The organism is Pseudomonas sp. BNK-44-b (assembly GCF_047456245.1).
GTDB lineage: Bacteria > Pseudomonadota > Gammaproteobacteria > Pseudomonadales > Pseudomonadaceae > Aquipseudomonas > Aquipseudomonas machongensis.
In genome coordinates this window covers 5092555-5106806 of sequence record NZ_CP179908.1, presented here as the reverse complement: position 1 = coordinate 5106806, position 14252 = coordinate 5092555, and the positions used below count along the sequence as shown (strand labels likewise).

Sequence of the window (14252 nt, the reverse complement as noted above, 5' to 3'; positions counted from 1 at the left end):
ATGACCGCCCCATTGCCAGGCCACACGGCCAGCAACCTGAGCCGTGTCGACACCCCACCGCTGCTCAAGGTGGACAATCTCAGCCTCGAATACCGCACCGCGCAGCGCGTGGTGCGGGCTACTCACCAGGTCAGCTTCGAAGTCGATCGCGCCGACCGCTTCGTACTGCTGGGCCCATCCGGGTGCGGCAAGTCGACCTTGCTCAAGGCCGTGGCCGGTTTCATCGAGCCGCGCGAAGGGCAGATCCTGTTGCAGGGCCACCCGGTCAAAGGCCCAGGTCCTGACCGCATCGTCGTGTTCCAGGAGTTCGACCAGTTGCCGCCATGGAAGACGGTCAAGCAGAACGTCATGTTTCCGCTGCTGGTCTCTGGCCAACTCAAGCGCGCCGAGGCCGAGGCGCGGGCGCTGCACTATCTGGAGAAGGTCGGCCTGGCCGCCTTTGCCGATGCCTACCCGCACACCTTGTCTGGCGGCATGAAGGCGCGCGTGGCGATTGCCCGCGCGTTGGCCACGCAGCCGAAGGTGCTGCTGATGGACGAGCCCTTCGCCGCGCTCGACGCCCTGACCCGGCGCAAGATGCAGGAAGAATTGCTGCTGTTGTGGGAAGAGGTGCGCTTCACGCTGCTGTTCGTCACCCACTCTATCGAGGAGGCGCTGGTGGTGGGCAACCGCATCCTCTTGCTGTCGCCGCATCCGGGACGGGTACGGGCCGAGGTGCACAGCCACCAATACGATCTGGGCAGCCTGGGTGGCAGCGATTTCCAGGCCAGCGCCCGGCGTATCCATCGCCTGCTGTTCGACGAGGCCGGTGAGCCGGAGCAGGCCTCGGACCTGGGCTTCAACGATATCCGCATCGCTTACTGACAGGAGGAGCCTGCGCATGACGACCACACCTGCACGCCAGGAATACGAAGTGCCGCTGCAGCCCCTGCCAGGGCTTTCGCTGGAGCGTGATCTGCCGCTTGCCCAACGTCTGTGGCAACATGCCTGGTTGCGCAAGACCGTGATTCTCGTGCTGCTCGCCTTGATCTGGGAGGCGGTGGCGCGCTACACCGCCAACGACCTGCTGCTGCCGACCTTTCTGCAAACGGCGGTGGCGTTCTGGGACGGGATGGCCAGTGGCGAGCTGCCGGCGAAAGTCGGGGTCTCGCTGGTGGTGCTGCTCAAGGGCTATGTGCTGGGGATCGTACTGGCCTTCGGTTTGACCAGCCTGGCGGTCTCGACCCAGTTCGGCCGCGACCTGCTGGGTACCCTGACCTCCATGTTCAACCCACTGCCGGCCATCGCACTGTTGCCGCTAGCTCTCTTGTGGTTTGGCCTGGGCGACAACAGCCTGATCTTCGTGCTGGTGCACTCGGTGCTCTGGGCACTGGCGCTCAACACCTACGCGGGCTTTCTCGGCGTGTCCGAGACCCTGCGCATGGCCGGGCGCAACTATGGCCTGCGTGGGTTGCGCCTGGTGCTGCACATCCTGGTGCCGGCGGCACTGCCGTCGATTCTCTCGGGGCTGAAGATCGGCTGGGCCTTCGCCTGGCGCACCCTGATCGCCGCCGAGCTGGTGTTCGGCGCCAGCAGCGGCAAGGGCGGGCTGGGCTGGTACATCTTCCAGAACCGCAACGAGCTGTATACCGACAAGGTGTTTGCCGGGTTGGCGGTGGTGATTCTGATCGGCTTGCTGGTGGAGGGCCTGGTGTTCAATACCCTCGAGCGGTTGACCGTACGGCGTTGGGGGATGCAGAGGTAGTTCCGCGCGCAAGCAGGTTGGGTGCCTGTTCCGCGTTATCAGGTCAGGTATCGGGCGGCCGCATTACTCAGCGTCTTGTGAATCTCATCTCTCAGCGCCTCCGGCTGCTCGACCACCACGGCCTCACCCTGCCCCAATACCCACCAGCGTAACGTCCAGCCGTCTTCTACTGTCGCCCGCAGTCGATGGCCATGGTGCAGCGCCGTCAACTGCATGTTCGCGCTCAACGGCACTTCTCGCAGCTGTCGCGCCAGCTGATCGCTGACCCACGCCTGCAGTTCCAGCCCCGTGCCCTGACGGGGCTGCTGCGGGTCGCCACGCAGGTAGTCGAGCAAGTCGAAATTGCCACGCGGCTCGCCCATGGCGCTGGCCGACCAATGCCAGCCGAATGGAATGCTCTTGTCATTGCGCTCCAGCGGAAAGATCAGCGACAGCTCGTTGAGGTCGCGCTCGACCGTACGCTTGCTGACATTGAAGCCGACATCGCGCAGGCGCCAGACCAGTTCGGCGCTGGTGACTCCCGGTGAGCGGCTGGGCAATTGACGCAGCAGCGCCCACTGGCGGCTGAGGGTGGCGCGGGTAGTGGCGAACGGCAAAGGGTAACGTCCTTGTCTAGGCTTGCGGCATTAGCATGGCGGGCACCGCGGCAGATGGCAATTCGCTACTTTGCGCTGAGATCGCGGAACTGCGATTTGGTTGCGTCGAGGTGAATCGTTCGCGACAGGTTTCGTCGTGTCGTCGCGCAGAATCGCCTCATCACAGTCGAGGTCGGAACTGTGGGACGTTCAATGAGGATGAACATGTCTGCTGCCAGCAATATCCATTCGCTGCTCGCCCGTCTCCTGCCCGAGCGCATCGTGCCTGCGCCAGCCATTCCCCGGCGACACCTGCGCCTGTTCGCTGGCGTCGGCATGCCCACCCAGTGGGCGGTGCTGGGTGAGCGCTCTGCGCTGGTGAGCCGTCTGGACGAGGCAGTGGATGTGCAGGCTATCTACGCCGACCTGCGGCACCAGGCACTGGAGGGCAATGCCGCGGTGCTCAACGACCTGGGCTGGATCTGGCTCAATGGCCGCTACTGGCGCGCCGACACGGCGCTGGCCAGCCATCTGCTGCGCATGGCCGCGCTGCAGGGCAACGCCGCGGCCTGGTTCAACCTGGGGCAACAGCACTATTTCGGCAAGGGTGTGACGGTGTGCTATGCCACCGCCGCGGAGCATTACCGGCATGCTTTCGAACGTGGCCTGTCGCACGCTGCTGCGGCCCTGGGCGACCTGTACGAGGAAGAAGTCTGCGACGCCGATCAGGACTGGGAGGTAAACCCGGCCGAGGCATACCAGTGGTTCCTGCGCGGGGCCCAGCGTGGCGAGGCACGTTGCCGGTTCGAGGTGGGCTACCGGCTGTTGCATGGACTGCATGTCGAGTCGGATACGCGGGCGGCGCTGTACTGGCTGGAGCTTGCCGCGGGGGCGGGGGTGATGCAGGCGGCCGAGGAGCTGGCGGTGCATTTCAGTCGCAGCGATGAAGGACGCTACCTGGAGTGGCGCGACCAGGCGATCGCGCTGGGCAGCACCCTGGCCTTGACCATGAAGCTGGAGGACCAGGTTCAGCCTTGAGTCCGGTGGGATGGTGGTGAGGCCTTCGCGGGCAAGCCCGCTCCCACGAACACACTGTTCATCGCCCCCGGTTGACGAAGGGGGGAGGGCTGGGCGTATATTGATAGTTAGCAAACTATGAATATCCTCGGTTCTTCCACATGACACTCGACGCACTGCACCTGAAAGTCAGCAGCGGCATGGTCGTTGCCGGTCGCCACTGGCGGCGCATCTGCCATGCGGCACTGACCGGCTATGGCATCTCCGAAGCCTGTGCGGTGCCGTTGCTGATGATCGTGCGCCTGGGCGATGGTGTGCACCAGGTGGCCGTGGCCCAGGCCGCGGGCCTGGAAAGCCCGTCGCTGGTGCGTCTGCTCGACCAACTGTGCAAGGCCGGGCTGGTGTGCCGCACCGAGGATCCGCTCGACCGACGTGCCAAGGCGCTGAGCCTGACCGCCGAAGGCCGCACCCTGGCCGAATCCATCGAGCGCGAGCTGGTACGTCTGCGCCGCGAGGTGCTGCACGGTATCTCGGCCGCCGACCTGGAAGCCACCCTGCGGGTCATCCACGCCTTCGAAGTCGCTGCACAGGGGGCGCCGGTGTGAACGGCTTCTTCAGTTCGGTACCGCCGGCGCGCGACTGGTTCTACGGCGTGCGTACCTTCGCCGCGTCTATGCTTGCCCTGTACATCGCCTTGCTGATGCAACTGCCGCGCCCTTACTGGGCGATGGCCACGGTCTATATCGTGTCCAGCCCCTTCGTCGGCCCCACCAGTTCCAAGGCCTTGTACCGCGCAGTCGGCACGCTGCTCGGTGCTGCCGGCGCGGTGCTGCTGGTGCCGCCGCTGGTGCAGTCACCGTTGTTGCTGAGCATCGCCATCGCCCTGTGGACCGGCACCTTGCTGTTCCTCTCGCTGAACCTGCGCACGGCCAACAATTACATGCTGATGCTGGCCGGCTACACCTTGCCGATGATCGCCCTGGCCGTGGTCGACAACCCGCTCGCGGTGTTCGATGTCGCCTCGTCGCGGGCGCAGGAAATCTGCCTTGGCATCGTCTGCGCCGCGGTGGTGGGTGCGATCTTCTGGCCGCGTCGCCTGGCGCCGGTGGTGGTGGGCGCCACGGGCACCTGGTTTGGCGAGGCGATCCGCTACAGCGATCTGTACCTGAGCCGAGACACTGACGCCGGAAAGGTCGCGGGCCTGCGCGGCTCGATGGTTGCCACTTTCAACAGCCTGGAGCTGATGATCGGCCAGCTCGGCCACGAAGGCGCCGGCCCGCACACCGTGAAGAACGCCCGGGAACTGCGCGGCCGCATGATCCACCTGCTGCCGGTGACCGATGCCCTTGATGATGCGCTGGTCGCGCTCGAAGGTCGCGCGCCGGAGCAGTTCGCACAAGTCCAGCCGCTGCTGGCATCGGCCCGAGAGTGGCTCAAGGGCACCGCCGACAGCGCTTCGGTCGCGCGCTGGACCGCGCTGCACGAGCAGATCGCTCGCCTGCAACCGCACGCCGATGCGCTCGATCAGCGCCATGCCCTGCTGCTGTCCAACGCCCTCTACCGCCTCAGCGAATGGCTCGATCTCTGGCAGGATTGCTGCACCCTACAGCATGCCCTGCGCCTGGACGACACCAAGCCCTGGCGTGCGGTCTACCGTCATTGGCGGCTGGGCCGCCTGACGCCATTCTTCGATCGCGGCCTGATGCTGTATTCGGTGTTCTCCACCGTCACCGCGATCGTCGTCGCCTGTGGCCTGTGGATCGGCCTGGGATGGAACGACGGCGCCAGTGCCGTGATCCTCGCCGCCGTGGCCTGCAGCTTCTTTGCGGCGATGGATGATCCGGCGCCGCAGATCTACCGCTTTTTCTTCTGGACGCTGATGTCGGTGATCTTCTCCAGCGTCTACCTGTTCCTGGTGCTGCCGAACCTGCACGACTTCCCGATGCTGGTGCTGGCATTCGCCGTACCCTTCATCGTGGTCGGCACCCTCACCGTGCAGCCGCGTTTCTACCTCGGCACCCTGCTGACCATCGTCAACACCTCGACCTTCATCAGCATCCAGGGCGCCTACGACGCCGACTTCTTCACCTTCCTCAACGCCAACCTGGCAGGCCCGGTGGGGCTGCTGTTCGCCTTCATCTGGACCCTGGTGGTGCGCCCGTTCGGTGTGGAGCTGGCCGCCAAGCGCATGACCCGCTTCGCCTGGCGCGACATCGTCGAGATGACCGAGCCTGCGACCTTGGCTGAACAGCGCAAGGTCGGCGTGCAGATGCTCGACCGCCTGATGCAGCATCTGCCGCGCCTGTCGCAGACCGGTCAGGACAGCGGCGTTGCCCTGCGCGACCTGCGTGTGGGCCTGAACCTGCTCGACCTGCTGGCCTACATGCCGCGTGTCAGCCAGCAGGCCCGCCAGCGCTTGCAGACGGTCATCGAGGAAGTCGGCGGTCACTACTCGAGCTGCCTGCGCGCCGGCGAGCGCCTGCACGCACCTGCAGCGCTGCTGCGCAACATGGAGCGGGCACGCCTGGCGTTGGCACTGGACGAGCTGAACGAGCGCGGCGAGCCCCGCGTTCACCTGCTGCATGCCCTGGCCGGCTTGCGTCTGGCGCTGTTGCCGGGCGTCGAGGTGATGCTCGAGCCGGTCGAACAACCGCAACTGCCACCTGGAATCGACGGAGCGCCGCTGTGATCGGTGAACTGGATATCAGCGGGGTGTTCCTGCCCACGCTGCTGGTGATGATGTTTGCCACCTACCTGCTGTTCCTGGGCGTGCACGCTGTGCTGGTGCGCCTGCATTTCTACCGCCTGGTCTGGCACCGGGCGTTGTTCAACGTTGCTCTCTACGCCGTACTGCTGGGTGCGGTGGATCACTTTTGCCGAAGCCTGATGCTGCCATGAAAAAACCGTTGTTGACCTTGGGCCGTGTGGTCCTGACATTGCTGGTGGTGACCTTCGCGGCCGTGCTGGTCTGGCAGATGGTCGTGTATTACATGTTCGCGCCCTGGACCCGCGACGGCCATATCCGCGCCGACGTGATCCAGATCGCCCCGGATGTGTCCGGGCTGATCCAGAAGGTCGAGGTGCGCGACAACCAGGTGGTCAAGCGTGGTGACGTGCTGTTCACCATCGATCAGGACCGCTTTGGCCTGGCCTTGCGCCAGGCCCGGGCGACCCTGGCCGAGCGCGAGGAAACCCTGGCCCAGGCCGCCCGCGAAACCCGGCGCAATCGCAAGCTGGGCAACCTGGTGGCGGCCGAGCAGCTCGAAGAGAGCCAGTCGCGCGAGGCTCGTGCCCGCTCGGCGGTGAGCGAGGCGCAGGTGGCGGTCGATACCGCCCAGCTCAACCTCGACCGTTCGGTGGTGCGCAGCCCGGTGGACGGCTACCTCAACGACCGCGCTCCGCGGGCCCATGAGTTCGTCACTGCGGGCCGACCGGTGCTGTCTGTGGTCGACAGCGCCTCGTACCATGTCGATGGCTACTTCGAGGAAACCAAGCTCAGTGGCATCCATGTTGGTGATGCCGTGGACATCCGCGTGATGGGCGATGACACACGCCTGCGCGGCCATGTCGAAAGCCTGTCGGCAGGGATCGAGGACCGTGACCGCGTCAGTGGCGCCAACCTGCTGCCTAACGTCAACCCGGCGTTCAGCTGGGTGCGCCTGGCCCAGCGGATCCCGGTGCGTATCGCCTTCGATGAGGTGCCGGCAGATTTCCGCATGATCGCCGGGCGTACTGCCACGGTGTCGATCATCGAGGGCCAGCGGCCATGAAACGCCTGATGCTTGCAGGGCTGGCGCTGTCGCTGGGGGCCTGCGCCATGGTCGGTCCCGATTACCAGGTACCCGAGGATGCCGCGGTGCAGCGCAGCGACCTGAACGGCCCGTTGCGCCAGGATGCCGCGAGCGTGGTGTCGGCGCCGGTGCCGGATGACTGGTGGCAGTTGTACCAGGACCCGCGTCTCAATGCGCTGGTGCGCCAGGCGTTGAGCGCCAATACCGAGCTGCGCGTGGCGGCGGCGAACATCGCCAAGGCTCGCGCGCAGGTCGACGTCGCCGAGTCGCAGGGGGGCTTCAGCGGCGGCGCTAAGGCCGGCGCCCAGCGCCTGCAGGAGTCTGGCGAAGCTTTCCTGCTGCCGGAAAAAGTCCCGGTGGCCAACATCGGCGAGGCGATTCTCAGCGCCTCGTACCAGTTCGACCTGTGGGGTACCTTCAAGCGCGGCACCGAAGCTGCCAAGGCCAATGCCGACGCGGTGCAGGCCGCCGCCGACACCGCGCGCATCACCCTGGTGGCCGATGTGGTCAAGGCCTACACCCAGGTGTGCTCGGCCAATGAGGAATACCACATCGCCCGCGAATCGCTCGACCTGCAGCAGCAAAGCGTGCAGTTGAACCAGCGCCTGCGTGATGCTGGCCGTGGCGACGAGACCCTCGTTACCCGCTCGCAAACCCAGTTCAAGTCGTTGCGCGCCGAGTTGCCGCGCTTCAAGGCCGAGCGCGAGGCCGGGCTCTATACCCTCGCCGCATTGCTGGCCAAACCGGTCGACCAGTTGCCGCCGGGCACCGCCGAGTGCGCCGAGCTGCCGCATCTGGCCCAACTGATTCCGGTGGGCGATGGCGCGGCGCTGCTCAAGCGCCGTCCCGACGTGCGTCAGGCCGAGCGCCAACTGGCGGCTGCCACTGCGACCATTGGCGTGGCCACCGGCGCCCTGTATCCGAACATCAGCATTGGCGCCCAGGTCGGCACCATCGGCATTCTTGAAAACCTCGGCGAGCCTTCGACCAACCGCTGGGGCATTGGCCCGCAGATCAGCTGGGCCATCCCCACCAACGGCACCCGTGCCCGGATTCGCGAAGCCGAAGCCTCGACCCAGGCCGCGCTGGCGCATTTCGATGGCGTGGTGCTCAACGCCATCCGCGAAACCCAGACCCGCCTGGCGCAGTACAGCGCCTTGCTGGACCGTCGCGATGCACTGGCCGATGCCGAGCGCTCGGCGCAGGAAGCGGCCGACCAGACCCATCGCCGCTATGAGGCCGGGCGTGAGTCATTCCTTGCCGACCTGCAGGCGACCCGCGCCTATACCGACGTGCGTGCGCAATTGGCGGCCGCCAATACCCAGGTGGCGATGGGGCAGATTGGTGTGTTCCTGGCCTTGGGTGGCGGCTGGAAGGCGACAGCGGTGCAGTGAGTGGCACCGCGTCGTGGTATTCGTGGGCCTGTAGGAGCGGGCTTGTCCCGCGAACACGGGCGTAGCCCGTGCCAGGCAGCGCGGTGTCTTTTTCGCGGGTAAATCGGAGCGCCGAACCGCCGCCCCACAAGGTCTGCGCTATCTCTGGAGCGGGCTTGCCCGCGAAGCAGACGCCACGATCACATCGCGTGGAAAACGTTTGCGTATTTCCCGGTCCGACACTCAAGTATTCCTCCGCGACGCCGATCTACTAGCACCAGCGTCCCGGAAGAGGGCGCGATTTCCCGTTCAATAATAAAGCGGGTGGTCAGCGTGATCAGGATGATCCCGGCCTCTTGCCAGGAGCTTCGCCATGTCTCGACCCCGTGCCCGGATTGCCTCGCAACTCGGCGTCGCCCTCGCCATCGTGCTGGCGCTGGTGATCACCGGCAGTACCCTGTTCGCCCTGCGCTCGCTGGACGACGCCAACCTCGCCACCCGCCAGCAACACCTGGCCAGTGAAGCGCGGCTGCTGGCCGACCAGCTCGACACCTTCCACGGCTCGCTCAAGGACAACACCCAGCGCCTGAGTGGCCTGTTCGAGCGCCGCTTCGCCTCGGGCCTGTCGCTGCATGCCGGCGAGACCGTGCAGGTGGCCGGCCAGGCCACGCCTGCCCTGTACCTGGGCGATCAGCTGATGAACAACGACTTTCGGGTAGTCGATGAATTCCAGCAGATGACCGCCGGCATCGCGACGCTGTTCGTGCGCAGCGGCGACGACTTCGTGCGCATCACCACCAACCTCAAGAAACAGGACGGCAGCCGGGCCATTGGCACCCAGCTGGACCGCCAGCACCCGGCCTACAGCAAGCTGCTCGCCGGGCAGATGTATGTAGGGCGTGCGGTGCTGTTCGACCGTAACTACATGACCCGTTACGTGCCGGTGAGCGATGCCAGCGGCCGGGTGATCGCCGTGCTGTTCGTCGGTTTCGACTACACCGATGCGCAGAACGCTCAGTTCGCCAATCTCAAGCGCTTCCGCATCGGCCAGACCGGCTCGCTGGCGCTGCTCGACAACCAGGGGCAGTGGCTGGTGCCGCCTGCCGGCGTGGCCGATGCGCAGGCTGCGGTTACCGCTGTGGCCGGCCTGGGCGACAAAGGCCGCTTCTGGACCAACGGCCAGCAGCAACTGTTCAGCGTGGTCGAGCCCTTTGCCGAGGGGCCGTGGACCGTGGTGGCGAGCATGCCCGAGGCGGAAATTCGCGACGTGACCTGGAGTGTCGGCCTACGCCTGGCGATCGGCAGCCTGCTGGCGATGGTCCTGGCCGTGCTCGCCACGCTCTGGCTGCTGCGGCGCAAGCTTCGCCCACTGGACGACCTGGTGCGCCAGGCCGAAGCCCTGGGCGCGGGTGACCTCAGTGCACGCCTGGCGGTGACCAGCGAAGACGAGATCGGCCAGTTGGCGCGCAGCTTCAACCAGATGGGGGATGCCCTGGCGACCATGGTCGAGCACATTCGCAGTGCTTCCGAGCAGGTCAGCGCGCGCTCGCGCTCCCTGGCCGGGCTTTCGTCCGGTGCCTGCGAGGGCATGGAGCAGCAGTCAGGCGAGATCACCAGCATGGCTGGCGCCGTCGAGGAGTTCAGCGCCACCTCGATGAACATCGCCGAGAACATGGCCGGCACCGAGCGCATGGCCCAGGACAATGCCCAGCAGACGCGCATCGGCCGCAGCGCCATGGACCAGGCGTCCGTCTCGCTCAAGCAGATCGCCGAAGCGCTGGGTGGCACCGCCACAGTGATGGACAGCCTGGGCGCGCGTTCGCAGGAAATCGGCGGCATCGTCGGGGTCATCACCGCGATTGCCGAGCAGACCAACCTGCTGGCGCTCAACGCCGCCATCGAGGCGGCCCGCGCTGGCGAGCAGGGCCGTGGCTTCGCCGTGGTTGCCGACGAAGTACGTGGCCTGGCGGCGAGAACCCGCCAGGCCACCGATGAAATTTCCGGAATGATCGCCAGTATCCAGCAGCAGACCGGGCATGCGATCAGCACCCTGGAGCAGGGCAATCGCCTGATGCAGGAAGGCCTGGAACGCAACGAAAAGGTCGCCGAGGCACTGGCGCGCATCGACGAGCAGAGCCGCGCGGCGGGCGAGCAGTTCACCGCCATCAGCACTGCGACCCAGGAGCAGAGCAGCACCGCGAACCTGCTCAGCCGTAACCTGCAGAGCATCGCCCAGGCCAACAGCGAGCAGCACGACGTGGCCAATGAGCTGGCGGCCACGGCCAAGGAGCTCGAGGGCCTGGCCGGGCAGTTGCGCCAGGAAGTGGATCGCTTCCGGGTAGGGGGGTGATCTGATCTGAACAGGGCTGCAATGCAGCCCTGTACGCAAGTTTTTCCGCACTGTCGTCGATCCCTTCCTAGACTTGTAAGTCTCCACGAGAACTGGTCCAGGAAGAGAAGATCGCCATGTCCCAGTCGCCATCCCTGCTGCAACTGCAAGTACCCAACCCTTTTCTGCAGCGTCATCTGGGCCCGGATGCCCGCGAACAGAGCGCCATGCTCGCGGCCCTGGGGGTCGCCAGTCGCGATGCCCTGATCGAGCAGACCGTCCCGCCAGGTATCCGTTTCGGTCGCCCGCTTGACCTGCCCCCGGCCCTCGACGAGCAGGCAGCCCTGGCCAGACTGGCCGGATACGCCGGGCAGAACCAGGTGTGGACCAGCCTGATCGGCATGGGCTATCACGGTACCGTCACGCCAACCGTCATCCTGCGCAACGTGCTGGAAAACCCCGGCTGGTACACCGCCTACACACCGTATCAGCCGGAGATAGCCCAAGGCCGCCTCGAGGCGCTGCTCAATTTCCAGCAGATGATCATCGACCTCAGCGGCCTGCCGCTGGCCAACGCCTCGCTGCTCGATGAGGCGACGGCCGCCGCCGAGGCCATGGCCTTGGCCAAGCGGGTCGCACGCAGCAAGAGCAATGCGTTCTTCGCCGACGAACACTGCCACCCCCAGACGCTCTCGGTCTTGCGAACCCGTGCCGAAGGTTTCGGCTTCGAGCTGATCGTCGATTCGCTGGAGAACCTGGGCAAGCATCAAGTATTCGGTGCGCTGCTGCAGTACCCCGACACCCATGGCGAGGTCCGCGACCTGCGGCCGTTGATCGAGCAGTTGCATGGCCAGCAGGCGCTGGCCTGCGTTGCCGCCGACCTGTTGAGCCTGGTGGTGCTGACGCCGCCTGGCGAAACCGGGGCCGACGTAGTGCTCGGCTCGAGCCAGCGCTTCGGTGTGCCGATGGGCTATGGCGGACCTCATGCGGCGTATTTCGCCTGCCGTGACGACTACAAGCGGGCGATGCCCGGACGCATCATCGGCGTGTCCCGCGATGCCCGCGGCAACACCGCCCTGCGCATGGCCCTGCAGACCCGCGAGCAACACATCCGCCGCGAGAAGGCCAATTCCAACATCTGTACCGCCCAGGTACTGCTGGCCAATATCGCCGGTTTCTACGCCGTCTACCATGGCCCCGAAGGCCTGCGGCGCATTGCCCAGCGTGTGCAGCGCCTGACCCAGATCCTGGCGGCCGGGCTGCAGTCCAAGGGCATCAAGCGCCTCAATCAGCACTTCTTCGACACCCTCACCCTCGACGTCGGCGGCACCCAGGCCGCGATCATCGAAAGTGCCGAAGAAGCACGCATCAACCTGCGCATTCTAGGGCGCGGGCATCTGGGCGTGAGCCTGGACGAGACCTGTGACGAAGCGACGGTGCTCAAACTGTTCGACATCTTCCTCGGTGTCGACCACGGGCTGGATGTCGCCACCCTCGATCAGCAGCCCCTGCCCCCGGCAGTGCCGGACACTCTGCTACGCAGCACGCCGCTGCTCGAACATCCGGTGTTCAACCTGCACCACAGCGAAACCGAGATGCTGCGTTACCTCAAGCAGCTGGAGAACAAGGACCTGGCGCTGAACCAGTCGATGATCCCGCTGGGCTCGTGCACCATGAAACTCAACGCCACCAGCGAGATGATTCCCATCACCTGGCCTGGCTTTGCCCTGCTGCATCCCTTTGCACCGGCTGCACAGGTGCAGGGCTACAAGGCGATGATCGACGAGCTGGAGGGCTGGCTGTGCGCGATCACCGGTTTCGATGCGATCTGCATGCAGCCCAACTCCGGCGCCCAGGGTGAATATGCCGGGCTGATGGCCATCACCCGCTATCACCGCAGCCGCCATCAACCCCAGCGCACCCTGTGCCTGATTCCGTCGTCGGCCCATGGCACCAACCCGGCCTCGGCGCAGATGGCGGGAATGGAGGTAGTGATCGTCGACTGCGACGAGGCGGGCAACGTCGACCTCGATGATCTCAAGGCCAAGGCGCGCCAAGCCGGGGATCGATTGTCGTGCCTGATGATCACCTACCCCTCGACCCATGGGGTGTACGAGGAGGGCATTCGCGAAATCTGCGAGGTGGTCCATCAACAGGGCGGGCAGGTGTACATGGACGGCGCCAACCTCAACGCCCAGGTGGGCCTGGCGCGTCCGGCGGATATCGGTGCCGACGTCTCGCACATGAACCTGCACAAGACCTTCTGCATCCCCCATGGCGGTGGTGGGCCGGGCATGGGGCCGATCGGGGTGCGGGCACACCTGAAGCCCTTCGTCGCCAGCCACCCGGTGGTGCCGGTACCGGGCCTGGACCCGAACAATAGCGCCATCAGCGCAGCGCCCTGGGGCAGTGCCAGTATCTTGCCGATCAGCTGGATGTACATCGCCCTGATGGGGCCACAGCTCGCCGATGCCAGCGAGGTGGCGATCCTCAGCGCCAACTACCTCGCCAACCGCCTGGCGGGGGCCTTTCCGGTGCTCTATCGCGGGCGTAACCAGCGCGTAGCCCATGAATGCATCCTCGACCTGCGTCCGCTCAAGGCGCAGACCGGGATCACCGAGGAGGACGTGGCAAAGCGTCTGATGGACTATGGCTTCCACGCGCCGACCATGTCGTTCCCGGTGCCGGGCACGCTGATGGTCGAGCCGACCGAGAGTGAGTCGAAGGCGGAACTGGATCGCTTTGTCGAGGCGATGTTGGCGATCCGTGACGAGATTGCCCAGGTGCAGGAGGGGAATTGGCCAGCGGAGGACAATCCGCTCAAGCATGCGCCGCACACGCTGGCCGATGTGCTGGCACCCTGGAGTCGGCCTTATAGCCTGGAGCAGGCGGTCGCGCCCAGTGCGCATGTGCGCTTGCACAAGTACTGGCCGGCGGTGAATCGGGTGGACAACGTGTACGGCGATCGCAATCTGTTCTGTGCTTGCGTGCCGGTGGACGCGTATCGCTGAATCCGGGCCTGCTGTGGAGGCGGTGCTGCGCGGGTCTGCTCGCGCAGCCCGCTCCCGCAGCGGGCGTCGAATGCAGGTTACTGAGCGGTGAGATTATGGGCCAGGATCGCGTTGGCCAGTTCCATGTCGCTGGCCTGGACGCCAGGGTTGTCGGCGCGCACCTGACGCATCGCCGCCTCCAGGTACGGGCCGCGGATCGAACCTTCGCTTGCCACGAAGCTGCCGGCATCGTCCTGAGCGGCCGCGACCAGTTTGTGGTCTTTGAACGTCAGGTAGGTCGAACCGGTGGTCGCACCGGACGAAATGACGTTGCGCCAGAAGCCGTCGGCCATGGCGGAGCCGATCGGCAGGGACAGCAGGGCAGCAGCCGCAATGGCGGTTTTGAAACGCATGTGAATTACCTCGAACGATG

Annotated in this window: 12 protein-coding genes; 10 read left to right on the top strand and 2 right to left on the bottom strand. The window is 65.8% G+C overall.

Annotated elements, in window-relative coordinates:
* A complete protein-coding gene (locus ACMGGG_RS23150; protein WP_414154502.1) occupies positions 1-864 on the top strand; it encodes an ABC transporter ATP-binding protein in 864 nt (287 codons plus the stop codon).
* Between the two features lie 16 nt (positions 865-880).
* Positions 881-1744: an ABC transporter permease gene (locus tag ACMGGG_RS23145; protein WP_414154501.1), complete on the top strand. Its 864-nt coding sequence runs from the start codon at positions 881-883 to the stop codon at positions 1742-1744.
* 38 nt (positions 1745-1782) lie between these two features.
* On the opposite strand, the gene ACMGGG_RS23140 is transcribed toward ACMGGG_RS23145, so the two are convergent.
* Positions 1783-2340: a WYL domain-containing protein gene (locus ACMGGG_RS23140; protein WP_054895004.1), complete on the bottom strand. Its 558-nt coding sequence runs from the start codon at positions 2338-2340 to the stop codon at positions 1783-1785.
* A 204-nt stretch (positions 2341-2544) separates the two neighbouring features.
* Between ACMGGG_RS23140 and ACMGGG_RS23135 the strand changes: the two genes are divergently transcribed.
* From ACMGGG_RS23135 to gcvP, 8 genes are all read left to right on the top strand, one after another.
* On the top strand, positions 2545-3357 hold the full coding sequence (locus ACMGGG_RS23135) for a tetratricopeptide repeat protein (RefSeq protein ID WP_063541768.1): 813 nt from the start codon (positions 2545-2547) through the stop codon (positions 3355-3357).
* Between the two features lie 140 nt (positions 3358-3497).
* The gene (locus ACMGGG_RS23130) at positions 3498-3941 is read left to right on the top strand and encodes a MarR family winged helix-turn-helix transcriptional regulator (protein ID WP_063541766.1); all 444 of its coding nucleotides are present in this window, start codon (positions 3498-3500) and stop codon (positions 3939-3941) included.
* Positions 3938-6025 (top strand): FUSC family protein, encoded by a 2088-nt coding sequence (locus tag ACMGGG_RS23125; RefSeq protein ID WP_414154500.1) that lies wholly within the window; start codon positions 3938-3940, stop codon positions 6023-6025. The genes ACMGGG_RS23130 and ACMGGG_RS23125 overlap by 4 nt, the downstream gene beginning before the upstream one ends.
* Positions 6022-6234, top strand: coding sequence for a DUF1656 domain-containing protein (locus ACMGGG_RS23120; protein WP_054895000.1), 213 nt, complete (start codon positions 6022-6024; stop codon positions 6232-6234). The genes ACMGGG_RS23125 and ACMGGG_RS23120 overlap by 4 nt, the downstream gene beginning before the upstream one ends.
* Positions 6231-7106, top strand: a complete 876-nt coding sequence (locus ACMGGG_RS23115) for an HlyD family secretion protein (RefSeq protein WP_063541762.1) — start codon at positions 6231-6233, stop codon at positions 7104-7106. The genes ACMGGG_RS23120 and ACMGGG_RS23115 overlap by 4 nt, the downstream gene beginning before the upstream one ends.
* Positions 7103-8521, top strand: coding sequence for an efflux transporter outer membrane subunit (locus ACMGGG_RS23110; protein ID WP_414154499.1), 1419 nt, complete (start codon positions 7103-7105; stop codon positions 8519-8521). Before ACMGGG_RS23115 ends, ACMGGG_RS23110 begins: the two co-directional genes overlap by 4 nt.
* A 352-nt stretch (positions 8522-8873) precedes the next feature.
* Positions 8874-10850: a methyl-accepting chemotaxis protein gene (locus ACMGGG_RS23105; RefSeq protein WP_414154498.1), complete on the top strand. Its 1977-nt coding sequence runs from the start codon at positions 8874-8876 to the stop codon at positions 10848-10850.
* Positions 10851-10966: 116 nt separating this feature from the next.
* Entirely contained in the window at positions 10967-13840 is a 2874-nt protein-coding gene (gcvP, locus tag ACMGGG_RS23100; protein WP_414154497.1) for an aminomethyl-transferring glycine dehydrogenase, read from the top strand.
* 77 nt (positions 13841-13917) lie between these two features.
* Here the strand turns inward: gcvP and ACMGGG_RS23095 are convergent, their stop codons facing one another.
* The gene (locus ACMGGG_RS23095) at positions 13918-14232 is read right to left on the bottom strand and encodes a DUF2388 domain-containing protein (RefSeq protein WP_414154496.1); all 315 of its coding nucleotides are present in this window, start codon (positions 14230-14232) and stop codon (positions 13918-13920) included.
* Positions 14233-14252: the final 20 nt, after the last annotated feature.

What these genes read in the sequence shown, in the direction of transcription:
- ACMGGG_RS23150 (WP_414154502.1), top strand. Translation starts at nt 1, where the DNA reads ATGACCGCCCCATTGCCAGGCCACACGGCCAGCAACCTGAGCCGTGTC.
- ACMGGG_RS23145 (WP_414154501.1), top strand. Translation starts at nt 881, where the DNA reads ATGACGACCACACCTGCACGCCAGGAATACGAAGTGCCGCTGCAGCCC.
- ACMGGG_RS23135 (WP_063541768.1), top strand. Translation starts at nt 2,545, where the DNA reads ATGTCTGCTGCCAGCAATATCCATTCGCTGCTCGCCCGTCTCCTGCCC.
- ACMGGG_RS23130 (WP_063541766.1), top strand. Translation starts at nt 3,498, where the DNA reads ATGACACTCGACGCACTGCACCTGAAAGTCAGCAGCGGCATGGTCGTT.
- ACMGGG_RS23115 (WP_063541762.1), top strand. Translation starts at nt 6,231, where the DNA reads ATGAAAAAACCGTTGTTGACCTTGGGCCGTGTGGTCCTGACATTGCTG.
- ACMGGG_RS23110 (WP_414154499.1), top strand. Translation starts at nt 7,103, where the DNA reads ATGAAACGCCTGATGCTTGCAGGGCTGGCGCTGTCGCTGGGGGCCTGC.
- ACMGGG_RS23105 (WP_414154498.1), top strand. Translation starts at nt 8,874, where the DNA reads ATGTCTCGACCCCGTGCCCGGATTGCCTCGCAACTCGGCGTCGCCCTC.
- gcvP (WP_414154497.1), top strand. Translation starts at nt 10,967, where the DNA reads ATGTCCCAGTCGCCATCCCTGCTGCAACTGCAAGTACCCAACCCTTTT.
- ACMGGG_RS23095 (WP_414154496.1), bottom strand. Translation starts at nt 14,232, where the DNA reads ATGCGTTTCAAAACCGCCATTGCGGCTGCTGCCCTGCTGTCCCTGCCG.